Annotated in this window: 23 protein-coding genes and 2 pseudogenes; 5 read left to right on the top strand and 20 right to left on the bottom strand. The window is 39.1% G+C overall.

The window, feature by feature from the left end; genetic code table 11:
- The first annotated feature begins 69 nt into the window (after positions 1 to 69).
- Positions 70 to 849, top strand: coding sequence for a M15 family metallopeptidase (locus tag Q0594_RS07645; protein ID WP_298730973.1), 780 nt, complete (start codon positions 70 to 72; stop codon positions 847 to 849).
- On the top strand, positions 842 to 979 hold the full coding sequence (locus tag Q0594_RS07640; protein ID WP_298730972.1) for a hypothetical protein: 138 nt from the start codon (positions 842 to 844) through the stop codon (positions 977 to 979). Before Q0594_RS07645 ends, Q0594_RS07640 begins: the two co-directional genes overlap by 8 nt.
- A 66-nt stretch (positions 980 to 1,045) precedes the next feature.
- On the opposite strand, the gene Q0594_RS07635 is transcribed toward Q0594_RS07640, so the two are convergent.
- From Q0594_RS07635 to Q0594_RS07565, 15 genes are all read right to left on the bottom strand, one after another.
- Complete coding sequence (locus Q0594_RS07635; protein ID WP_298730971.1) at positions 1,046 to 3,100, bottom strand: heavy metal translocating P-type ATPase; 2,055 nt, start codon at positions 3,098 to 3,100, stop codon at positions 1,046 to 1,048.
- A complete protein-coding gene (locus Q0594_RS07630) occupies positions 3,100 to 3,378 on the bottom strand; it encodes a DUF6110 family protein (RefSeq protein ID WP_039848982.1) in 279 nt (92 codons plus the stop codon). Before Q0594_RS07630 ends, Q0594_RS07635 begins: the two co-directional genes overlap by 1 nt.
- Before the next feature lie 155 nt (positions 3,379 to 3,533).
- Positions 3,534 to 4,244: a hypothetical protein gene (locus Q0594_RS07625; protein WP_298730970.1), complete on the bottom strand. Its 711-nt coding sequence runs from the start codon at positions 4,242 to 4,244 to the stop codon at positions 3,534 to 3,536.
- 251 nt (positions 4,245 to 4,495) lie between these two features.
- Complete coding sequence (locus tag Q0594_RS07620; RefSeq protein WP_298730969.1) at positions 4,496 to 5,749, bottom strand: NAD(P)/FAD-dependent oxidoreductase; 1,254 nt, start codon at positions 5,747 to 5,749, stop codon at positions 4,496 to 4,498.
- 84 nt (positions 5,750 to 5,833) lie between these two features.
- Entirely contained in the window at positions 5,834 to 6,268 is a 435-nt protein-coding gene (locus Q0594_RS07615; RefSeq protein WP_298730968.1) for a hypothetical protein, read from the bottom strand.
- A 46-nt stretch (positions 6,269 to 6,314) separates the two neighbouring features.
- The gene (locus Q0594_RS07610; protein WP_298730967.1) at positions 6,315 to 6,836 is read right to left on the bottom strand and encodes a hypothetical protein; all 522 of its coding nucleotides are present in this window, start codon (positions 6,834 to 6,836) and stop codon (positions 6,315 to 6,317) included.
- Positions 6,837 to 6,958: 122 nt separating this feature from the next.
- Entirely contained in the window at positions 6,959 to 7,345 is a 387-nt protein-coding gene (locus Q0594_RS07605) for a RidA family protein (protein WP_298730966.1), read from the bottom strand.
- Between the two features lie 10 nt (positions 7,346 to 7,355).
- Positions 7,356 to 8,585 (bottom strand): aminotransferase class I/II-fold pyridoxal phosphate-dependent enzyme, encoded by a 1,230-nt coding sequence (locus tag Q0594_RS07600; RefSeq protein WP_298730965.1) that lies wholly within the window; start codon positions 8,583 to 8,585, stop codon positions 7,356 to 7,358.
- Between the two features lie 609 nt (positions 8,586 to 9,194).
- A complete protein-coding gene (locus tag Q0594_RS07595; RefSeq protein WP_298730964.1) occupies positions 9,195 to 9,836 on the bottom strand; it encodes a CBS and ACT domain-containing protein in 642 nt (213 codons plus the stop codon).
- Between the two features lie 2 nt (positions 9,837 to 9,838).
- Positions 9,839 to 10,543 carry an ABC transporter ATP-binding protein gene (locus Q0594_RS07590; RefSeq protein ID WP_298730962.1) on the bottom strand — a complete coding sequence of 235 codons (705 nt, stop codon included), beginning with the start codon at positions 10,541 to 10,543 and terminating at the stop codon, positions 9,839 to 9,841.
- Entirely contained in the window at positions 10,544 to 11,314 is a 771-nt protein-coding gene (locus Q0594_RS07585; protein WP_298730961.1) for an ABC transporter ATP-binding protein, read from the bottom strand.
- Positions 11,314 to 12,276, bottom strand: coding sequence for a branched-chain amino acid ABC transporter permease (locus tag Q0594_RS07580; RefSeq protein ID WP_298730959.1), 963 nt, complete (start codon positions 12,274 to 12,276; stop codon positions 11,314 to 11,316). Before Q0594_RS07580 ends, Q0594_RS07585 begins: the two co-directional genes overlap by 1 nt.
- Before the next feature lie 9 nt (positions 12,277 to 12,285).
- The gene (locus tag Q0594_RS07575) at positions 12,286 to 13,167 is read right to left on the bottom strand and encodes a branched-chain amino acid ABC transporter permease (protein ID WP_298730958.1); all 882 of its coding nucleotides are present in this window, start codon (positions 13,165 to 13,167) and stop codon (positions 12,286 to 12,288) included.
- Positions 13,168 to 13,261: 94 nt separating this feature from the next.
- Positions 13,262 to 14,419 carry an ABC transporter substrate-binding protein gene (locus tag Q0594_RS07570; protein WP_263090172.1) on the bottom strand — a complete coding sequence of 386 codons (1,158 nt, stop codon included), beginning with the start codon at positions 14,417 to 14,419 and terminating at the stop codon, positions 13,262 to 13,264.
- Between the two features lie 174 nt (positions 14,420 to 14,593).
- Positions 14,594 to 15,601 (bottom strand): hypothetical protein, encoded by a 1,008-nt coding sequence (locus Q0594_RS07565; RefSeq protein WP_298730957.1) that lies wholly within the window; start codon positions 15,599 to 15,601, stop codon positions 14,594 to 14,596.
- A 152-nt stretch (positions 15,602 to 15,753) separates the two neighbouring features.
- Between Q0594_RS07565 and Q0594_RS07560 the strand changes: the two genes are divergently transcribed.
- Entirely contained in the window at positions 15,754 to 17,544 is a 1,791-nt protein-coding gene (locus Q0594_RS07560) for a glycerophosphodiester phosphodiesterase (protein WP_298730955.1), read from the top strand.
- 64 nt (positions 17,545 to 17,608) lie between these two features.
- On the opposite strand, the gene serS is transcribed toward Q0594_RS07560, so the two are convergent.
- The 5 genes and pseudogenes from serS to Q0594_RS07535 all read right to left on the bottom strand — a co-directional run bounded on the left by serS (position 17,609) and on the right by Q0594_RS07535 (position 22,111).
- Positions 17,609 to 18,886 (bottom strand): serine--tRNA ligase, encoded by a 1,278-nt coding sequence (gene serS, locus Q0594_RS07555; protein ID WP_298730954.1) that lies wholly within the window; start codon positions 18,884 to 18,886, stop codon positions 17,609 to 17,611.
- A 322-nt stretch (positions 18,887 to 19,208) separates the two neighbouring features.
- Positions 19,209 to 20,606 carry a serine hydrolase gene (locus Q0594_RS07550; protein ID WP_298730953.1) on the bottom strand — a complete coding sequence of 466 codons (1,398 nt, stop codon included), beginning with the start codon at positions 20,604 to 20,606 and terminating at the stop codon, positions 19,209 to 19,211.
- A gap of 237 nt (positions 20,607 to 20,843) precedes the next feature.
- Positions 20,844 to 20,948, bottom strand: coding sequence for a DUF924 family protein (locus Q0594_RS07545; RefSeq protein WP_298730952.1), 105 nt, complete (start codon positions 20,946 to 20,948; stop codon positions 20,844 to 20,846).
- A 115-nt stretch (positions 20,949 to 21,063) separates the two neighbouring features.
- Positions 21,064 to 21,354 (bottom strand): annotated as a pseudogene (locus Q0594_RS07540) (DUF924 family protein).
- Between the two features lie 43 nt (positions 21,355 to 21,397).
- Positions 21,398 to 22,111 (bottom strand): Crp/Fnr family transcriptional regulator, encoded by a 714-nt coding sequence (locus Q0594_RS07535; RefSeq protein WP_298730951.1) that lies wholly within the window; start codon positions 22,109 to 22,111, stop codon positions 21,398 to 21,400.
- 107 nt (positions 22,112 to 22,218) lie between these two features.
- Between Q0594_RS07535 and larA the strand changes: the two genes are divergently transcribed.
- On the top strand, positions 22,219 to 23,499 hold the full coding sequence (gene larA, locus Q0594_RS07530) for a nickel-dependent lactate racemase (RefSeq protein WP_278577142.1): 1,281 nt from the start codon (positions 22,219 to 22,221) through the stop codon (positions 23,497 to 23,499).
- Between the two features lies 1 nt (position 23,500).
- Positions 23,501 to 23,759 (top strand): annotated as a pseudogene (locus Q0594_RS07525) (1-(5-phosphoribosyl)-5-amino-4-imidazole-carboxylate carboxylase); the annotation flags it as partial.

Genomic DNA, 23,759 nt, shown 5'->3' with positions numbered 1-23,759 from the left:
CATTAATTTTTTAAAAATTTTCCTCTCACTCCTCATAGATTGTGCTACACTATTAGTAACAAGGAAAGGATGATTCGCGTGAAAAAAGAACTGTTATCGGCGGTTGCACTGAGTCTAGTTCTTCTTGGTTGCTCGCAAAAAAACAATCCGAACGAAACTACGGCCTCTCAATCAACCTCTACGCAAACAACAAATATCACGACTACTGACACAACGACAACGGGAAAAACGACTGTTACTAGCACGGAAGCTTCCTCTGAAGAATCCTCTACCAAGGAAGCAACCACAGAAAAACAACAGGCCTCTCAAGGGAACGGGATGGCGGATGTTACTTTAGGCTATCAGATGGTGGTCAATAAGAAACACGCTCTTCCTTCAACTTACGCTCCGGGAGAAGACCCTACAGCCAGGGCACAGGTGAAGAAACTCATTCAGAAAATGCAAGAACTGGAATATCCGATTAGTGATGTTTATAGCGGATATCGTTCCTACGAATATCAAGAACAACTCTATAACAATTATGTCGCTCGTGAAGGACAAGTCGCTGCAGATACTTACTCAGCTAGACCAGGTTACAGTGAACACCAAACAGGACTAGCCTTTGATCTCCTAGATACGACAGGGAACTTACTAGACGGGGAAGAAAATAAGGACGCCATCGACTGGCTCCACACTCACGCCCATGAGTATGGATTTATTATCCGATTCCAAGTTGGAAAAGAAGCCATCACTGGATACCAAGCCGAAGCCTGGCATTTGCGCTATGTCGGCAACAAAGCAACGGACATCTATAACTCTGGCCTTTCTCTTGAAGAATACTACGGAGTGCCTGGCGGAGATTATGAATAACAGGATACGAGACATCGCGCTTAGAAATGGAACGTTGGACCGAAACAACGTAAACGGTCTATCAGACCGTGCGGATGTTTCGGGAAACGCACGCCATTTCTGCGATGTCGAGTTCAACTTCAGAATGTAAAAATAATCATTTATAACCACTATTTTTCAACATAAAAAGCAAGGTGAATTCACCTTGCTTTTATTTTTAAATATATGTCAAACTCTTTCCAATAATAAAAGTGGTTGTCACATTATGCAATACTGCCAAAACACTTGGGGATAACACATCGATTAGCCCTAACCCCATCAAGAAAGAATTAATTCCTACTGTATTTTTTAAATTCAAATCCAATTGATGATTTAATTGATCCGTAATCGTATCTAACACATGTAGTCCTGTCAATTGTTCATTTAAGAATAGGATATCGCTGGCTTGACGAGCGATATCTGAAGCACCCGCCATAACAACACCTACATTTGCAAGGGACAGTGCAGCAGAATCATTAATTCCGTCTCCAATCATCAAAACATGATGGCCTTCCTCTTGAAGCTGTTCAATTACTTGATGCTTTTGTTCTGGTTTCACTTGTGTATAGACTCTGTCAAATGGAATCAGCGAACAAATCGTCTCTGTACGTTTTTGTGTATCTCCTGTAAGAAGTACAATTTGTTTTCCTTTTTCTTTTAACTCTTTCAATAATGCAATCGCTTCTTCTCTTAATGGAGTATCAATAAGGAAAATAGCAATTAATTTTCCATCGTAACTTAGATAGAGCAAATTAAACATTTGACTATATTCTTCTATGACTTTCTTCTGTTGTTCTGAAATAAAAGTTTGTTCTTCTTCTAGTAATTCTAGACTACCAATGACCACTCTTTTTCCATCAATCGATGAGACGATTCCTTTTGAAGCTACGTGCGTTAATTTCCCATGCATTTCTTCATGTTCAATTCCCTCATCTTCTGCTTTCTTAACAACAGCCGTCGCAATTGGATGGTAAATATGTTCTTCCAAACAAGCTGCAATTCGTAAAACTTCCGCATCATCATATCCTTCATACGCAATAATTCGTTGAATTTTTGGAATTCCAGTTGTCAATGTTCCTGTTTTATCAAAAACAAAAGTATCGACTTGCGCATATTCATCTAACGAATTAGATCCTTTAATCACAATCCCTTGATTAGAAGCTGCTTTAATGGCTGTTAAATAAGTAGCTGGTGAAGATAATTTTAACGCACAGGAATAATCCACTAATAGGAAAGTGAGTGCTTTAGAAAAGGAGCGCGTGAATAGATACGTCAACGCCATCCCTATGAAATTATATTTCACTAATCCATCTGCTTTTTCCATTAATTGCTTTTGTTGTTTTGATTGATGGAATTCACTCGATTTAATCAGCTGAACGATTTGCTGCAAGCGTAAATTCTGTTGTTTATTTGTTACCTCAACAAGTAACTCCCCATGTTCAACGACTGTATTAGCATAGACATTATCTCCAATTTTCTTAGAAATAGGGAAAGACTCGCCAGTTAGGGAGCTTTCATTTAAGTATCCTCTTCCATTGACAACTCTTCCGTCAAAGTAAATTTCTTGTCCTTCTGTAGCAACGAAGATATCTCCTACTTCAACATGATTACTCATTTTCTTGAAGCGCTCGCCCTCTTTTTCAATCCATATTTCGTAAATATTATTCGTTAAATTCTTTTCAAGTTCTTCAATGGATTTCTTTTGGGACCAATCATCTAAATCGTCTCCTAAATTCAATAAGAACATAATCATATCAGCAGTTTTATGGTCTCCCATCGCTGCAGAAGTCGCTATAGCCACAAAATCGAGTAAACTCATAGAAAGTTTTTTCTCACAAATTGATTGGAAAGCAGCCTTTCCAAACTTCACCATTTTCAGAAGTATCCATCCCATACGAATAGGTGTTGGAAGAAGGACTTTTGAAAGCATTCTTCTATAGAGATGCGTTGAAATAATATCATATGGCGAAGAAGGGACTAGCCACTCGACTTCGTTTTGTTTTTCAATTACTTTCTCCATTTGAATCAAAGATAAAAAACTTTGAACCTGTTGATCTTTCCCTTGAGAAAAATACACTCCTACATGCTTTAAATCTTTATAAAAGTGCAGTTTTTCAATACCTGGGACTGTGCAAGCTAATTCCTCTAAATACATTTGTACCGAATACGGACAGGTAAAAGGGAGCTCTAGTCGCACTCTAGAGTTCGATTGATGCTTAATAATAAACTTCATTATTTTTCACTAGTTTCTACTACTAATTGTGCATTTTTTTCTTCAGCATATAAGTCTTTTGCTTCTTCTAAAACATCATCTGCATGTTGTTTTACAGTAGAAACGGTTGCATCAATACCATCTTTTAATTTATAAGAAGTAGCGACTGCTTTAGCATATACATGTTTTGCTTCTTTGCTCGCTAATAGTTTTAATCCTAACGATCCAAATAAAACTCCTCCCGCAAATACACCTGATTTTTTAGCAAACTTTCCTAAACTTACAAGTTCTTTAATCATTATTATTACCTCCATTTTTTCTAATTAGAATTATTAAATTCTAACTATAGTATACGGATTTAATCTCCCTCTTTCAATAATAAAAAGTTTAAGATTCTCTTAGTCACTTTCGCTTTCAAACTAAAAGCTACCTTGGAACTCCAAGGTAGCTAATTTTAGTACACTTCATAATTTGTAATCAGCGGCGATTTTTTCTTCAAGAGTTTTTGAAGACGTTTATGATATTGGGCAGGGAAAACCATATTTTTAGCCCGCAATGTTTTTTCATGTAGCACTTTTGCAGCGTGGTCCGCAAAACTCAAGCAATTTCTAGTCCAACCATTATATGTCATGAATTTGGAACGATTGAATTTATAAAACACGGTATCCATCTGCTGTGCCATGAAGTACACATACATTTCTTCAAAACGATCAAAGGTTGGATTATAGTAAATGGCTTCACTTGTTGGCTCCCAAGTCTTTGTTGGTGCTAATATTTTTTCTAAGTAGGCATGAATGTCATCCATTTGCTCAGAAGTGACCGCAATCGAATAAATATGTAACGCTTTTTGATAATGGTTCTTACAAAATAGCATATACTCTTCTCGCGGTGCTTTGATGAGCACTCCTTCTGCTATCCAGCCACCTAATTTCAAATCTCGTTCATCATAGTTTCCGTACGAATAAACATAGCCATCAATACATATATCTACATGTCCAAGAGGCCCATTCCCGCGCTCCGCCACATGCACAAAGACTTCAAAGCGGCTCTTTGCTAGTGGTGGGTATGGAATTGGATATGGAACATATTCCATCGGCATATTTACTTTTGGAAAGGTACGCACCACTTGATGCAACACTTTCTCCATTAATTTCTTTTCAGCCATTACAAACTCCTCAAAATTTCAGATAGGTTCATTTTAGCATAAAAACCTCTTCTAAACAGTCTTTTTTAGAAAATCTAATACTTTCAAATACTTTTCAATCAAAAGTTCCACAAAAAAACCTCTCACCAAAGATGAGAGGAAAAGGATAGAGTTTTATTTACTATTAGTAAATAATTCTTATTTGGGAATAGAGAAACTATACCTGAACTCTATGAATATTTTATGATCTTTCTTGCCTAAAACAGAGAAATTTAATAACCAAAAGCGGCGTGCATGCCCGCCACATAGCCTGTTACAAAAGCGGTGGTGATATTATACCCGCCTGTATAGCCATGAATATCTAGCAGTTCGCCGCAGAAATATAACCCTTGTGTTAATTTCGATTGCAATGTTTTCGGATTTACTTCTTTCAGATGCACTCCTCCACCCGTTACAAATCCTTTCTCAATTGGGAGAGACCCATTCACTGTGAAGCGGAAATTCGTTAACCCGTCTTTTACCGCCGTCCATTGAGCCTCCGTCATGCGATTGACAGCCATTTGGTCATCTATCCCCACTTTTGCTAGTAAAAACTCTACATACCGTTCAGGAAGAAGTCCTTTTAGGTGATTTTTAATTGATTTTAGAGGAGCTTCCTCCACAAACCCTTTTAACTTTGCATCAAGTTCTGACGAGCTGAGGTCTGGTAAAACATTTAAACTCAGCACAACTTCTTTCTTATTTTCCTTTTCTTGTACTTGATGCACAAAGCTTGAACAGCGTAACACTGCTGGACCGCTAATGCCAAAATGGGTGAAAATCATATCCATCTGATGAGTGACAATCGCTTTTCCTTTCCCATTGAGAACACTGAGTGCCACATTTCGTAAGGATAGTGCTCGAAGCTCTCCTTTTTGAATAAATTCTTCGCTACTTGTCAAGGGAACTTCTGTCGCAAAGAGAGGCGTAATCGTATGCCCTGCAACACGAGCAATTCCGTACCCATCTCCAGTCGAACCTGTCTTCGGATACGATTTACCACCGGTCGCCAAAATCACCGCATCGGCCTGTAGTTGCTCACCATTATCAAGCTCCACCGCTTGAACGGCTCCCTCGCCCATACGAATTGTCTTCACTTTGACATTCGTACGCACTTGCACGCCTAGCTTCTTGATTTCTTGAATAAAGGTCTCTAAAATCGTCTTTGCAGAATCTGTCACAGGAAACATGCGCCCATGATCTTCTTCCTTCAAACGAACTCCACGCGATTCGAAAAATTGGATAATATCTTGATTATCAAATTGAGAAAAGGCACTGTATAAAAAGCGTCCATTCCCCGGAATATGTTTCACGATTTCCTCAGGAGAACGTCGATTGGTAACATTACAACGTGTACCTCCTGTGTGCAATAATTTTTTCCCTAAAGTTGGATTTTTCTCCAATAAGACCACTTCCGCACCATGCATCGCTGCACTGACTGAAGCCATTAATCCACTCGTTCCACCGCCAATTACAATAACTTTCATACTTGCCTCCAATTCTAATTGTCCCAACTATTATAAAGCATGCAAAATAAAAAAGCCTAGAGAAACTCTCTAGACCTTTTCCACTTACTCTTTCCATTCTTTCAGTGAAGCCAAATAGAACGCTCCACAGATGATTAATAGACCCCCTCCCGCAAAATAAGGAAGAATCTCTAATGTTCCGAAACTTATCCAGTACAGAATTGTAAGGATGATTTGGAAAAAAGGAATGGCTGGCAAAATTTGTTGCAACGTCGGCATAAAAATCAGAATACCTGCGACCAAATAGAAAATCCGCACTCCGTTTTTGATTCTTGAATCTCCTTTAAATGTTTGAAACCCTTTGATTCCAAAGTAAATAACGATTAGATTCAGCATCAACAAAATCCAAAAGAACTGTGAGGAAACATCCACCGTGTTCACAAAAGATAGTTTTAAAGCGACAATTGGCGCTAACCAGAACAACACTCCAGAACCAACCCCAACAATCCCACAAAAACGAGCTAAATTTTTTCGATCCATACAACTCCTCCTTCTCTCTTGTCATCAGAGAATGATTTTCTCTTTGCTACCTATAAATTGAATATTTAAATTTCTTTAACGAAAGCAAATATCCCACCCCTGAAATCCCACCAAGGATTCCTGAAAGACAAACCATCGCTAGTAGAAGCACTGGATATCCACCTACTGGGGTGAATTTTTCAACGAAAGTATCCCATCTTCGCAAAATCGTAAAAGTATAAGGTAGCGTAGAAGCAGCACCAAGGATTCCTGCAATGAGAAGCATTTTTGACACCCAACCAGGTACACGTTTATCCTTACGATAATAAATGGAACTCATCCACGAAATCAAAAATATTACCCATATCATTGCTATCGCTATTGACAGAATTTGTTGTTGATAAAGCAACTCCCCTTGGAATCCATCTTTGACAACTGCCAGTGGATAAACTAAAAGAAAAATAGTCCCCCAAAGAGTTTTTGGATCCATCACAATTGGAGAAAGGCCAACAAAAAGTCCCCAAATAACTCCTAAAATACCACTGATGAGCGCCCAAGATTTTGTTTTTTCAAAAGTATCGTTTTGCAATTTCCAATCCCTCTTTTCTAATGTATGTATTTATTTTACCATATCCTTTTTTCTCTTAGAAGAAAACACCCATAAAAAGGTACCCACGCCTATGACGCAAGTACCTATATTCTTAATAGATATTATCCTTTTACAGCCGTCACTTGGATTTCCACTAGGGCATTCTTTGGTAAAGCCGCTGCTTGAAATGCCATCCGTGCTGGATAAGGAGAAGCAAAATATTCTCCATACACTTCATTCATTTGTGCAAAATCGTTGATGTCCGCTAGAAGCACTGTTACCGATACGACCGCATCCATTCCTGCCCCTGCGCTTTCTAAAATCGCACGGATATTTTTCAATGATTGATGCGTTTGGCTCACAATATCACTTCCTGCAAACTCCCCTGTTTCAGGAACGATGGGTAATTGTCCAGAGACGACAATCGTTTCTCCTGTATAAGCTACTCCTTGTGAGTAAGGCCCGATTGCTTTTGGAGCCTGTTCTGTTTGAATGACTTTCTTTCCCATGGAAATCCTCCTAGTCTAATGGTGGCACAGTGTCCACGAATACATATTTTTTCATACGGTTAAATGCTTCTACAAGACGCGCATACGGCAAAGCGAGGTTGATACGGATACAGCCTTCGCCAAAGAACATCTTGCCGTCTTGCCAAGCCACGCCGACATCCCAGCCGCGTTTTTCAAGCTGCTCCAGCGTTAGATTGTGTTTTTTTAAGAACTCTGTACAGTCGATAAAGAGCATGTACGTGCCTTCAGGTTTTGTGACTTCTATGCCGTCCAATTCACGGTGAATAAAGTCGCACGCATAGTCAGCATTCTTCTCGATCACTTCACGCAACTCTTCCAGCCACTCGTACCCTTCTTCTTGATACGCCCCGATTAACGCATGCATTGAGAGCACATTCATTGCGTTATAATGCGGCTTCATCCCTTTTGACTCGACTCTGTCTCTTAAGGCATCATTGTAAATCACATGATAACTTCCCACGAGCCCTGCCAAGTTAAACGTCTTACTTGGCGCATACATGGCTACTGTGCGATTTTTTGCATCTTCTGAAATCGATTGTGTTGGGATATGCTTATGGCCTTTAAAAATAATATCGGACCAAATCTCATCCGACACGACAATCATATCGTACTTGCGGTAAATCTCCATCGCCCGTTCAATTTCTTCTTTCTCCCATACACGACCACTTGGGTTATGCGGTGAACAGAAAATCGCCACATGAATCTTATGCGCTTTGATTTTTCGTTCCATATCCTCAAAGTCCATACGATAAACGCCCTGTTCATCTTTCACAAGCGGGCTATGCACGGCCTTCAAACCATTATCATTTAACGACTGCGTAAAGCCGACATAGGTTGGACTATGCACTAACACCGCATTCCCAGGAGCAGCGTATGATGTTAAAGTCGATACGACTCCTCCAAGCACGCCATTTTCATGACCGATATGCTTACGCGTTAATCCTGTCACTTGATGGTGGCGCGCATGCCACTGGATAATGCTCTCGTAGTACTCTTTAGAAGGCATAAAGTACCCGAAAATCGGATGTTCCAACCGTTTTTTCATAGCTTCAATAACCGTTGGTACCGTCGCAAAACTCATATCCGCGATCCACATCGGAATCACATCGAAACCTTTCTTCGGTCTATCTGGCGACTTCCCTGGAATCAACCCCAGCCCATCAACAGCCAGCGCGTCCATTCCATGTCGATCAAATTCCGTCGTAAAATCATATTTCATCCGCATAACCTCCTAGAATCTCACTTTCATTATACACCGTACCCCGCATCCACTCAACGCCCGACGAAGGCTCAGCCGGTACTTGTCCTCCATAAAAGCTTGATTCCCGGGGGAGAAACAAGGTTAGCGTCGCAAAAATATCCTTGGACTTTATAGTCATAGAAATGGGAGCAAGACAGAAGAAACTTGTTTCTTCGTTGTCTTGCCCCCGCAAAGACAAATAGGATTGACCTAGCCTAAAAAGGCGAAGGTCAATCCATTTGTCTACTGCGTCTAACTCTATGCAGTTTTTTCATAATGTTCCCCAGTCCGGTACAGTTGTTTCTATCACTTTTAAATACTAGTCCCGTTTCTTGCCAAAGATGAAGTATGGAATCCGCAAAACAATATTACGTGATAAGCGCGATTAACAAAATAGGTTAAAAAAACGGAGTCCCCCTAGGATTCCATAGTATGAATAATAGAGAGAAGCAACCGATGTGAATTACTGCCACTAAGAAATTTATTTCTAAGTGGCAGTTTGAAGCTCGGTAGGAGCCAAGACGTAGGCTTGGCCTGGTGCCTCTATTATCAATACTATGGATTTATCCTAGGGGGACGTAGTTCCAATTATTTCTTCAACGCCGAAATCACGCGATATCCTTTTTGCGCAATAAAATCCGCCACTTCATCCGGATTCGTTGAATCCACATGAAGCACCACTTGCACTTTCCCATCACGGTGATATACCGAAATCGTCGAAACGTTCACGTTATTTTCACGCAACACATCCGAAATTTCTTCCAGAGGACCTGGTTTATCTTCATTGATTTCAATGAATAAACGAGAACCTGGAGTGTTGTATCCAGAAATTTCGATAAACGCATCAAAAATATCTTTATCGGTAATAATCCCTTCCACGTGGCCACGCGCATCTACTACTGGTAGGACGCCGACTTTTTGTTGACGCATAAGGGACGCAGCCTCTTCTAATAGTGTATGAGCCTTCACGGTTAAAACTTGCTTTTGCATAATTTCGCTTGCAGTTGTCTTATTCAATAAATAGTTCAACTCATGCATTGATAAGCTTGTCGCCATTGAAGGTGAATGCCCCGCAACAAGTTCTTCTGTTAGTAAGCCAACTAACTTGCCATCTTCTACAACTGGCAAGCGGTGAATGTCGTGTTCCTTCATTAAGTCTAGAGCTTTCATAACCGTCGTTTCAGGTGTGACTGTAATGACGTTGGTTGACATATAATCTTTAACTTCCATGATTACCCTCCTAGATATGCTTTCTGAATTTCATCACTTTCTAACAACTCTTGTCCTGTACCACTTAATACTACTGATCCAGTTTCCAGTACATATGCACGATTTGAAATCGATAGGGCCATTTTCGCATTTTGCTCGATGAGTAAAACCGTTGTCCCTGTTTTTTGGATTTCTTGAATAATTTTGAAAATCTCACGGATAAAAATCGGTGCTAACCCCATTGAAGGTTCATCCAACAATAATAGTTTTGGACGGCTCATTAAAGCACGACCCATCGCTAACATTTGTTGTTCCCCTCCAGAGAGAGTTTGCGCATCTTGGTCTTTACGTTCTTTTAAAATTGGGAAACGTTCGAAGACGGCTTCCATATCTTTTTGAATTTCTTCTTTATCCTTGCGTAGAAAAGCCCCTAGTTCAAGATTTTCTTTTACCGTTAATCCTGGGAATACGTGACGTCCTTCTGGCACTTGCACGAGTCCTTTCTCAACGATTTTCTTCGCAGATGTTGAAGCGATATTCTCACCTAAGTAGACGATTTCGCCTTCTGAAGGATGGATGAGCCCTGATAAAGTCTTCAAGATGGTTGACTTTCCGGCACCGTTTGCCCCGATTAGAGACACGATTTCGCCTTCATTCACCTTAAAATCGACATTACGAACCGCTTGAATCATTCCGTAATGAACTGATAAATTTTTAACTTCTAACATCTACTCACCTCCTAAGTACGCTTTAATAACCGCAGGATTTTGTTTAATTTCTTCTGGAGTTCCTTCTGCAAGAAGTCTTCCATATTCCAACACGTAAATGCGTTGGCAAATTTTCATCACAAGTGACATATCATGTTCGATTAACACCACTGTCAAATCAAATTCTTTTTGAATTTTCGCAATTAGTTCTGTTAATTGAGCCGTCTCTTGAGGGTTCATCCCCGCTGCAGGCTCATCCAAGAATAAGATTTTTGGTTTTGTCGCTAAGGCACGAACGATCTCGAGCTCACGTTGTTGTCCGTAAGCTAAGTTTTTCGCCTTTTCCTCTTTAAGTGTATCCAACTCAAAAATCTTTAGCAACTCAATCGCTTCTTCGCGCATTTTTGCTTCTGTATCATAGTATTTTTTCGTACGGAACAAAGTTGAGAATAATGAGTCACTTGAGTGTGCATGCATCGCAATCATTACATTTTCTAGTACCGTCAAATCCTTAAAGAGACGAATATTTTGGAAGGTACGTGCCATTCCAAGAGTGGTGCGTTTATATGGAGGAAGCCCGTTTAAGTTTTTCAACTGTCCATCTACCTCCAAACTCACGGTTCCTTCTGTTGGTTCATACACCCCTGTTAACAAGTTGAAGAATGTCGTTTTCCCCGCACCATTTGGCCCGATGAGTCCGATAAGTTCTCCCTTGTTTACTTTCATAGAAACATTAGATACCGCGGAAAGTCCACCAAAGTTTTTAGTCAGTCCATTTACTTCTAATAACATTACTTTCCACTCTCCTTTGCCTCTTTTTTCTTAGAAAACTTCAAGTTCCCTAGTTTGAATTCCCATGTCCCAAGTAATCCCCCTGGACGGAAAATCATGATTAAAATTAATGCTACTGCATAGATGATCATCCGTAATTGCCCAAATGGTTGTAGGACAAGGTTGATAATGCCAAGCAATACAGCTGCTACAAACGAACCTGTGAAACTTCCGATTCCTCCGAATACGACAATGATTAATACATCGATGGATTTCATGAACGTGAAGTCACCAGGTGTCACCGCTCCTAGCGTTGTCGCAGAAAGCGTTCCACCGATACTTGCAGTGGCTGCTCCTAATACGAAGGCCAAGATTTTGTACTTCGTCACTTGAACCCCCATGGATTCCGCTGCGATTTCGTCTTGTAACACCCCATAAGTTGCACGGCCGGCACTACTGAAAGTGTAGTTCAAGATTAAAATCGTTGTTACCACTAGGAAAATATAAGTAATCGTCCATGTATTCGTTAAAGGAATCCCACTGATTCCGGCAGCCCCATTTGTGATTTTCATATTGGTCACAGCTACACGAATGATTTCAGCAACCCCTAGAGTCGCAATCGCAAGGTAGTCTCCTTTTAAACGAAGCGTTGGTAATCCAACAAGAAATGCCACGATAATAGAAATAACAACACCAACCGCCATTCCAGCAAATAGTCCTGGCAGACCGTTTATCATTTTCCCAAGAATAGCTCCACTATAAGAACCAATGGCGATAAATCCAGCATGTCCAAGTGAGAACTGTCCAGCAACCCCTAGAATCAAGTTTAATCCAACCGCATAGATAATATTGATCATGATATTAATGAAGGTACTTTCGTAATAGAAGTTGATTACCCCTGTTTGTACAAGCACGAAAAGAAGAGCGTACATTCCCAACGCGAACAATGTCCAACGAATATTCTTTTTATGAAATCTTTGCATCTTCTTCACCTACACTTTCTCTCTGACATTTTTACCAAACAATCCAGCTGGTAATACGATTAAAATAATAAATAATAGGAAGTAAACCACTCCATCACGGTACGGTGAGTACCCGAAGAAGCTTACCATTGTTTCTAATAGACCGATGAGATAACCACCGACCATCGCTCCAGGAATACTTCCGATACCCCCAAGTACAGCTGCAACGAAGGCTTTTAGTCCGACTGTAATCCCCATTGTTGTAGAAATTGTATTATAGTAAACGCCAACAAGGACACCTGCAATCCCAGCAAGTGCTGACCCAAGGGCAAAAGTAAATGAAATCACTCCATCTACGTCAATCCCCATGAGTTGAGCTGCTTGTTCATCAACAGCAACGGCACGCATCGCTTTCCCCATTTTTATATAACGAACGATAAATTGTAATAAAGCCATTAATAAAACTGTAATCCCGAAAATCAGGATTTGCTTTCCATTCACTGAAACGTCTCCGAATAAAGTGAATGTCTCTGTTCCAAAATCTGAAGGAAACGGACGAGACTCCGCTCCAAAGAAATAACTCATTGCATTTTCTAATAAGTATGAAACCCCAATGGCTGTAATTAATGCAGCCACACGAGTCGATTTACGAAGCGGCTTATACGCCACACGCTCAATCACAACCCCTAAAATGGCACAAGCAACCATCGCTACCAGTAAAGCGAGGAATACATTCAACTTCAAGACCATTACCGCAAAATAGCCAATGAATGCCCCCATCATATACACATCTCCGTGTGCGAAGTTAATCAGTTTAATCGTCCCATAAACCATGGTATATCCAAGCGCAATTAAGGCGTAAATACTTCCGACTGCGAGCCCGTTTACCAATTGTTGAATTAACAACTCCATATATTTTCTCCTTTCATTTCTATCCTTTATCTAGCGGAAAAGAGAGGCGGAAGAAACTCTCCGTGCCTCTCTTCAAAATATGCTTATCCTAAAATTACTCAGCAGAGTACTCTTGAGCACTTACTTCTTGTCCATTTTGGAACTCGATTACAACCGCTGATTTCACTGGTGTGTGATCAGCACCCATTGAGAATGTTCCTGTAACACCGTCAAAGTCTGTTGTTTCTGCTAAAGCTTTTGTGATTGCTTGAGGATCTGTTGACCCTGCTTTTTCGATAGCTTTCATTAACAATTGAGTAGCATCATAACTTAAAGCCGCAAAAGTATCTGGATTTGCACCAAATTTTTCTTTATAGGCTTTTACGAATTCTTGAACATCACTATCTTTACTCAATGTTGAGAAGTGAGATGTGTAGTAAACGTTTGAAAGGTTTGCACTATTTCCTGCTAATGCTGCTAACTTATCACTTGAAAGACCGTCACCACCAACGATCGGTTGAGTGATTCCCATTTCACGAGCTTGTTTGATGATTAGCCCAACTTCTTCGTAGTAACCAGGTACGTATAATACATCGAAGTCTTTAGATTTCAATGTTGTTAATACCGCTTGGAAGTCTGTATCTTTAGATTGATAGTATTCACGTGCTACAACTGAACCACCGATTTTGCTATCAGTATAAGTTTTTTCAAAGGCATCTGCTAACCCTTTAGAGTAGTCATTACCTGTATCTTGTAAGATCGCTACTTTAGCTTTTCCGAATTTCTTGTTAACGAAGTTTGCTCCTACAACCCCTTGGTAGCTGTCAGAGAAACATACACGGTAGATGTATTCATAGACTGAAGATGCATCTCCTGCATTTTTCAATGTTACACCGTCTCCTGTTGTTGCTGGGAATACTGTTGGGATTTTAGCTTGTTCGTTTACAGGGATTGATACTGCTGCATCCCCTGTTGTTGCTGGTCCAACTACACCGACTACTTTTTCAGATGCTAATTTTTTCGCAACAGAAGCTACCTCTGTCTTGTCTGATTTGTTGTCATATGAAACGTATTTTAATTCCTTATCAAGTAACTTCCCTTTTTGTTCAACCGCTAATTGTGCTGCATTGTTCATTGAAGTTCCGTAAGTTGCTACGTTCCCTGTTAATTCGAAGTTCCCTCCGATTTTTACTGTGTTGCTATCTGCTGCACTTCCACAACCTGCTAAAATAGCTGCAACCACAGCTCCTAATGTGAATTGTTTTAATTTCATAAGATCCCTCTTTTCATACTTTAAATTTCTAAGATGAGAGTAGTATATAATATTCTGACAATTCTCGCAACTATTTTCTATTCATTTATAAAAAATTTTTCATAAGAATGAAAAAGTGCTTTTGTTTACAGAAAAAAAGACCGCCTTTACATCAGGCAGTCTCTCTTAAATCTCTTATTTTACTTCTGTATATCCAATCGCTTCTAATTTTTGAGCAGCAGTTGCAAAATCGTCAAAATATTTATCCACTAGCTGAGCATCTTTCAATTCAATATTGCCTTCAGCATTCGTTACTAAGTTTGAAAGACCAATTGCAAGCGTACGTTTCCCAGCATATTTATACTCTACTCGAACAAGCATCACAAGGTTTCCGTTCCCTTCGATTAAACCATCGCCATATCCTCTTTCACCTACACCACTGGATAATCCACGATAATAAGTTTTATCAAAAGTAACGGTCGCATCTGTGTACTTTTTGTTGATTTCTTCTTTTAATTTTTTAACAACTTCATCTTTGTTTTTTGCATCCTCAAATTTGTCAGCAACTGTTTTTAAGCCTTTAACAGGAAGTGTGAAGCTTCCATCGCCTTCTAAAATATAGCCATTTGATTCTAAAACTTTATCGAAGTTTCCGTCAATTTTAATTTTAGCATCTTTTCCGTTTTCTAACTGTCCATCATTTTCAACTACAAAACGCATAGAAGCCACACGAGGATCGTTTATGCGAACTTTCGCTTTCCCTTTTTTGTTGAAACCTGTTGCTTCTAATGTCACTAATTTTGCTAATTCTTCAGAATTTAATTTCTTAACAGCCGTTAATCCCGTTACTTTCACTTTTTTCTCAGAAGGAATTGTCACAAATTTTTCTAGATTCTTTGTATTTGTGAACGTTAAAGTAACTTCTTCGTCATTTGATAAATTTTCACTCTTGCTTGGAGTTATTTTAACTTCAGCAACAGCCGCTCTTAATTCTGATTCAGTTTTGGTATCTGCTTTAGGATTTTCTACTAAGAAAGCGGTGATTAACTCCTCTGTATTGAATTGATAGGTGATACGTCCTTTTGTATCAAGGCCACTAAAAGCCGTTTTAAGGTAGTCTCCGGCATCTACTTTTTTAAATCCACATGCAGCTAATACAACCATTGCCATTAAGCATAAAAATGTTAATAACTTCTTTTTCATTTTAGTCCTCCTAAAGTTTAAAAAAATCTTAAATATGTTTTATTATATTAAATCGGTTCAATAAGTGTCAATCTTATTAAGATTCCACAATTCAACTTGATAGAAGTTTTTGTTCATGCTATGTTGATAGAAAGAAATTTATTGGAGGCACCATGAAAACCAAGATTCCAGTCTGGAAAACGATTCGCTTTACCTTCAGCAATTTAACCAAGCATAGTTGGATGTATTTACGCAATTCCTTATTCTTACAGCTATTTATCTCCGTCTTTGGATTTGGATTATTATCGCTTATTTTTAAAGGAATGCTTTTTTTTGCGGGTCAAGCGAATTTAACCTTTTCAAATTTTAAACATGTTTTATTAAACCCTTGGATGATTCCTTTCATCCTTATATACTTGCTCGCGTTTGCCTTTATTCTGTTTTTGGAATTCTCGATTCTGATTTTTATGATCTATGGAACGATTCGTAAAACACATTTTTCTTGGCGAACTAGTGTTAAAAATGCCTTTATTGAATTAAAGCAACTCCTAAACGGAAATTTTATTGCGTTTTTACTCTATTTTATTACGCTTCTTCCGATTATCAATTTAGGAGATTTAACCTTTATTTCCAAAAACATTTATATTCCTAGTTTCATAACGGGAGAAATCACCAAAACTGGGAGTGGCGTCCTAATCTACACAATTTTGATTATATTGCTCCTTTATCTTCACGCTAGAAGTTCCTTTGCAATTCCACTACAAATCCTGACAGATCAACCTTTTACTAAAAATATTCTACAAAGTTGGAAGATTACAAAAGGGAATACGTGGAGACTCCTCTTTATCGTTGGTGTCGTCGAGGCTGTTTTATTCATCTTTGTTGTAGCTATTTCTTTTTTGAGTGTTGCTTTGGTGTCTCTTATCAACCCTGAAGGAGATAATGTTTTTCTACTGAGCAGTGTCCTTACCATCGCCAAACTCATTCAAGAGTTCATTATCATTTATACGAAAATGGCTACATTTATCGTCATGACAAAAGTGATTCACGAGCGAAAACTAGTTTCCCTTCATTTATACCAACACCTTCCTGAAGTGAAACATAAGAGAAAAATCGTCACGGCCGTTGCTCTCATTTTTGTGATTGGAAACGCGGCCTCCACAACGCTATCAACCTATGCCAAAGATGCCATGCCTGACCAAGCAATTATCGGCCATCGTGGATATACTTCAAAGGCGGTTGAAAATTCTCTTGAAGGAATTAAGGCTGCAAAAGAGGCGGGAGCTACCATGGTAGAAATGGATATTCTTCTAACCAAAGATCATCAATTCGTGGTGATGCATGATTACAATCTAAAACGACTCGCTCGTCTGAATAAACGGGTTCAAAATATGACCTTGGATGAAGTGAGGGGATTGCCGATTTATCAATCGGAATTTGCTAGCCATATCCCAACCTTCGAGGAATTTTACCGAGAAGCTAAAGATTTGAATATTCCACTCATCATTGAATTAAAACCTCATGGGGGAGAACCTGAAAATTATGTAGACCTCTTTATCCAAAAATATAAAGAGTTAGGCATCGATTCTTCTAACAAAGTCATGTCCCTTGATTTGAAAGTGATGGAAGAACTAGAAGAAAAAGCTCCAGAAATAAATACAGGCTATGTCATTCCCTTCCAATTCGGAGGATTTGGCAATCCGAAAGTGGATTTCTTCGTCATAGAAGACTTTTCTTATCAAGAATTACTCGTTCTAAACGCGCAGCAACAAGGACATGAAGTCTATGTTTGGACCATCAATAGTGAAGATGTCATCCAAAAATATTTGAATAGTCCTGTGAATGGGATTATTACTGATGAAGTTCAACTAGTGAAAGATTTTCAAGACGATTATAAAAAGTATAATACATTGATGGATCAATTTTTACGAGCACTCGGAATTACTTTAGTCTTCAGCAAATAATTGACAAAAGCAAGAGCCTCTGTGGGTTTCCACAGAGGCTCTTTTCTATTTCAAATCGAATGATTTATCCAATTTTTGTAACGCCACCCATGTATGGTACAAGCACTTCTGGAATAGTCACACTACCGTCTTCATTTTGGTAGTTTTCAAGGATTGCTGCGACTGTACGTCCAACTGCAAGTCCTGAACCGTTCAATGTATGCACTAATTCAATCTTGCCACTCTCTTCACGACGGAAACGAATTTTCGCACGACGCGCTTGGAAGTCCACACAGTTTGAGCAAGAACTAATTTCACGGTACGTATCTTGCGCTGGAATCCATACTTCTACATCGTATGTTTTCGCTGCTGAGAATCCCATGTCTCCTGTACATAACACAATCGTACGAAATGGTAATCCTAATCCACGCAGTACATCTTCTGCGTTGTCTGTCATTTTTTCTAATTCATCGAATGAATCTTCTGGTTTCGCGAATTTCACCATTTCTACCTTATTAAATTGGTGAAGACGAATTAAACCACGAGTGTCACGACCCGCACTACCCGCTTCAGAACGGAATGATGGGCTAAGAGCAGTGAAATAAATCGGTAATTGCGCTTCGTCTAAGATTTCGTTTGCGTAGTAGTTTGTTAATGGGACTTCTGCTGTTGGGATTAATGTTAAGTTGCGTTCGTCTGTTAATTGGAACACATCTTCTTTGAATTTAGGGAATTGACCTGTACCGTACATTGATTGTTCGTTGACCATGTATGGTGTGATCATTTCTGTGTAGCCATGTTTTTCAACGTGTAAATCAAGCATATAGTTGTAAATCGCACGTTCTAGGCGAGCGCCAAGGCCTTTATAGTATAAGAAACGGCTTCCTGATACTTTAGCTCCGCGTTCGAAGTCTAAGATATCTAGCGCTTCTGCTACTTCCCAGTGAGGTTTTGGTTCAAAATCGAATACGCGAGGAGTTCCTTCGCGACGAACTTCTACGTTTTCCGTTTCATCTGCTCCTACTGGTACACCTTCTGCAGCAGTATTTGGTAAGCGAGATGCGATATATTCGACCTTTTCTTCTACTTGGGCTAACTCTGCATCTGTTGCTTTAATGTCTTCGCCGACTTGTTTCATTTCAGCGATTTTAGCGCTAGCATCTTCCTTATTTCGTTTAAGAAGAGAAATCTCTTCTGTTACTGTATTACGGTATTGTTTTAATTGTTCTGTTTTCGTGATGAGTGCGCGACGTTTTTCATCCAAGTTGCGTAACTCTTCGATTGTTGCACGGTCTACTCCACGGTTTTCTAGAGCCGTAGCCACTTCTTCAAAATTCTCACGAATGCGTTTCATATCTAACATCTGTTTTCCCTCCATTTTCTGTATAAAAAAATACTCCGCCCCCGACTATTTCTAGTCTTAGGGACGAAGTAGAGTAATTTTCTTCGCGGTACCACCCGGTTTCAATGTTTCCATTGCGCTCATTTATGGGATAACGGTTTTCTCCGGATAGCTTAATCAATGTTTTCGCTCTCGCACCGTATGTGGATTCGCTGGTCTCTCTTTACTAGTTTTCACCAACCACTAGTTCTCTACTAAAGGATCGCAGGTACTATTCATACTGTATCATTTGTCTAAGATTGTACACGCCCTAAGCAAAAAGTGCAAGCCTTTTACTGTATTTTTATTTAGAGGCTGTTGGCGTAAATAAGTTTTGAATTTCACTCCATACATTTCCAAAGAAGTTTTGAACTTTTTGAATAACTTGTCCAATAAAACCTTTTGCCCCACGAACACTTTCTGTGACAACATTCGATTGCTCCACATCGTAAGCGGCTAATGCTTCTACCGTTCCGTGGTCCTTGCCATCTACGTATCCTAAATTTTCGCCTGGCATTTCAAAGGTCAATGTTCCAACTGTTTGCCCTGCTTGAATAGGTGCTTTTACTTTCCCATCTTCTGTTTTCAACTCATCTAAAGGAACAAAGCCTATTTTAATTTGGCTAAAGGATGTCCCTTTTGGAACGGCTGCAACAAAAGGTTTTCCATAGTCAACACTCAACGTTTCTTCCGTTCCACCTTCTAGAGGAATTGGCGCTAAATTTTGCACGGATTTCCCTGGAGAACCAACAATAAGTCCTTCGTACTTTTTAAACAGTTCATCCAAAAGATGTCTTGTGACTTTAAATCGGTTTAGTGGCTCTTTAGAACCCATGCTCACCACGATTACAGAAAATCCATTTCTTGTTGCCGTTGTCGTAATTGAAGCCCCTCCGGATTCACTCGTTCCAGTCTTCAATCCTGTTACCCCTTCATACTCAAATAAGAGCCCGGGCAGTAAGTAATTGAAGTTATCCATTTTAGTGGTTCCCGATCCATTTGGACGGAAAGTTTGAGTTGGAATCGACGACACCTTCAAAATCTCAGGGAAATCATTCACTAAATTTTTAGCAATAATTGCAACAGAACGAGCGGACATACTATTTTCATCTTCATCTCCAAAAGTTGGATTTTTCTCATTGCCGCCATATTTATTCGGTAATCCTGTTACATTAATAATGGTCGCATCCTTAATGCCCCACTCGTTTAATTTTGCTTTCATACGTTCAATCCAATTTGCTTCGGAACCACCAATATATTCTGCAATTGCAAGAGTGGCTGCGTTGGCTGAATAGATTGAGATCGCATCAAAGAGTTCTTTGATTGTATATTTTTCATTTGGCCACAGTGGCACATTGGATAAATTATAATTGGCACTTAATTGATTTGCTCTGGCACTAATTGGGATTTTTGTTTCCCAAGTGATTTCTCCTTTTTTTATCGCTTCTAAAATTAAATATTGTGAAATCATTTTACTCATTGAAGCAATTCCACGAACTTCATCTTGATTTTTTTGCATCAAAATTTTTCCGCTCGTTTGCTCGATTGCAATGTAGCTTTGTACATCTTGAATCGCAGCTGCTTCTTCTTTTTCTTTTGCGGCATCTTGCGCATAAATAACGGGAGTAAAACTCGCAGCACTCATAGCAAAAACGCTAAGGGCACACACGAATTTTTTCATCCATTTACGAGGACCTTTCATGTTTTTATATCTCCTAAATCTCTCAAATCTGCTTACTCATGTTACCGAAAAAATAAAGGAAAAACAATGGTAATCTGATTAATCTTTTATTACAAAATTGCAGTTTTTTTTAATCTCATATTCGCTTGCTGTTCGAGAAGAAAATAGTAATGTATCCATACCAACAATGGATACCCTTCCATCTTTTAACATGAAAAAACACAAAAAGAAATGAGCTCTTTTCTTTTTGTGTTTTCTTTAAAATCCTTTATGTTTTTCCAAAAATTGTTCTTCTTCTAACGTCGATTTTCTTCCTAGAATTTGATTTCGATGGGGATATCTACTAAATTGTTCAATAATCACACGATGTGACGATTCATATTTTTTCTTCGCTCAAACCCGGATTCATCAAACTATTTAGCCGCCCAATTATTAATCCACAAGGACTCGAATGTATGAAAGGCATCACAAGAAATCCTCACTCTTCCACCGTAAATTCTTTACAATAAGGTAAAGCTTCCTGTGCAAACACTAGCACTAAAGAGTCCTCAGCAAGTACTTTTGTATTCTTACGAAACCTATTTCTTGAGAATTGATCCAGACCAATTATTTTGGCTAAACGATGTGGAGCCTTGCGTCAGTGAACTATTTCTCCTGAAACGATAGCCTCATGAGCTGGAAGAAATCTCGTTAGAATTTTTTCGTCAAACTCCTCCCATTTTTTAAACCAATCTGAGGGGCCACATTCTTTAAACCAGAACTCTAACACTTCTTGGGTAGAAATAATCACTAGCCTTCCACTTCTTTCTAATTTAAAAGTTCTCTCGGCCTGTAAATTCCTCTAAATAGGCTGTATCTAAAATTAATAATTTCTGATTATGAATCGCTACGACACCTTCTTCTTTTAAATCATGAATAATGCGGTTTACGCTATTACGAGTAGAGATTCCACAAAAGCCAGCAATATCTTCATTTGTAACGTTAAAATCGATGAGAATTCCATCCTCTACTTCCACGCCAAATTGATTCATCAATTTATATAGGAAGGAACAGACCGCCCCTTTCTTCCCATTCATCGTCATATATTGCAATGATTCAATTGTTTCAGACAATTTATTTCGGTAATATTCCCGAATATAATCTTGTAAGTGTTTATCATCTCTTACGTATTCCCAGAACTTAATTCGTGGAATACGGTAGAAAGTTGCCTCATCGCTCTCAATGCGTACGTTAAAAGGTGCTGATGTATAATTAGAAACCTCATCACGAACAAGCGAAACGATATCCACGGGCGTAACGTACTCTAAATTGAACTCTCGGCCATCTTTCATAATGATACTAGTCTTCACTACTCCATCAATCAGTACATAAGTATAGGCCTGTTCCAATCCACGGTATGCCAGATACATGTGTTTTTTCTTCTTTATAATAGGGGTATTTTCTTTTTCTAAAAAATCGATCAAATATTTTTCACTGTTCAAATTGAACACTCCTCTAAGACAATTTCCTATACACACTATTATCATCTTACCACGAAAATATACGTTAACAAATGTTACTAACCTTTGAGACTTCTGCTATGAGTTATTTGAGTATACTTATAATCGTCAAACAAATTAAAGGAGATGTTATCATGGTTGAAATTAAACTACCTTACGACAAAAAGACAATTACTGCTGTAATTCCTGACAAAAACTTTGCTGGATTACTTGAATCGAAAGCGGAAAACTATCACAACCCACTTTCTGAACAAGAAACAGTGGAAAAATCAATGGATAATCCAATTGGTAGCCAAACTTTAGAAGAATTAGCAAAAGGTAAAAAAGATATCGTATTAATCAGTTCTGACCATACTCGTCCAGTTCCTTCACATATCATTACACCAATCATTTTACGTCGTATCCGTAGTGTAAACCCAGACGCTCGTATCCGTATTTTAGTTGCGACTGGTTTCCACCGTCCTTCAACTCGCGAAGAGTTAATTAACAAATACGGTCAAGAAATCGTGGAAAACGAAGAAATCGTAATGCACATTTCTACAAACGACGAAGACATGGTTAAAATCGGTCAATTACCTTCAGGTGGTGACTGCATCATCAACCGTATCGCTGCTGAAGCAGACTTATTAATCGCTGAAGGATTTATCGAAAGCCACTTCTTCGCTGGATTCTCTGGCGGACGTAAATCAGTTCTTCCTGGGGTTGCTTCCTATAAAACAATTATGGCAAACCACAGTGGTGACTTTATCGATTCAGAAAAATCTCGTACTGGTAACTTAGACCACAACCCAATCCACGAAGATATGTTATACGCAGCACGTACTGCAAACTTAGCCTTCATCGTAAACGTTGTATTAGATGGTGAAAAACATATCATCGGTTCATTTGCCGGAGACATGGTTGAAGCCCACAAAGTAGGTTGCGAATTCGTTCGTGAATTAGCTCATGTAACTAAAATTCCTTGCGATATCGCCGTTTCAACAAATGGTGGTTTCCCATTAGACCAAAACATCTATCAAGCTGTTAAAGGAATGACTGCTGCTGAAGCAACAAACAAAGAAGGCGGCGTGATTATCATGGTTGCTGGATGTCAAGATGGTCACGGTGGTGAAGGTTTCTACCGTAACTTAGCAGACGTTAAAGATCCTAAAGACTTCTTAGAACAAGCCATTAACACTCCAAGACTTGAAACAGTTCCAGATCAATGGACTTCACAAATCTTAGCGCGTATTCTAGTGCATCACCATGTAATCTTTGTATCTGACTTAGTTGAACCAAGTCTTATCACAAACATGCATATGGAATTAGCGAAAACATTTGACGAAGCTCTTGCACGTGCCTTCGAACTTCAAGGAGCAGACGCAAAAGTAACAGTTATCCGCGATGGATTATCTGTCATCGTCGAAGATAAATAATATGAAGCAAGAAGAAATCCTACAACAAGTTAAAGATGGACGCCTCTCCGTTGAAGAAGCGTCCACCCTTCTAAAAGGGATTGAAGATATTGGTTACGCGGCCATTGATCTTTCACGCCAAAAGCGCAATGGATTCCCAGAAATCATCTATGGTGAAGGAAAAAACATTGAGCAATTAATTGGCATCATCACGGCAATGAATGAGCATAAAACAGCTATTCTTGCGACACGCGTGAACGCCGAAAAAGGTGAAGCTCTTA

Origin of the sequence: uncultured Granulicatella sp. (assembly GCF_938030755.1) — a bacterium.
Taxonomy (GTDB): Bacteria; Bacillota; Bacilli; order Lactobacillales; family Aerococcaceae; genus Granulicatella.
The sequence above is the reverse complement of the archived record's forward strand: the minus strand, read 5'-3'. Positions and strand labels throughout refer to the sequence as shown.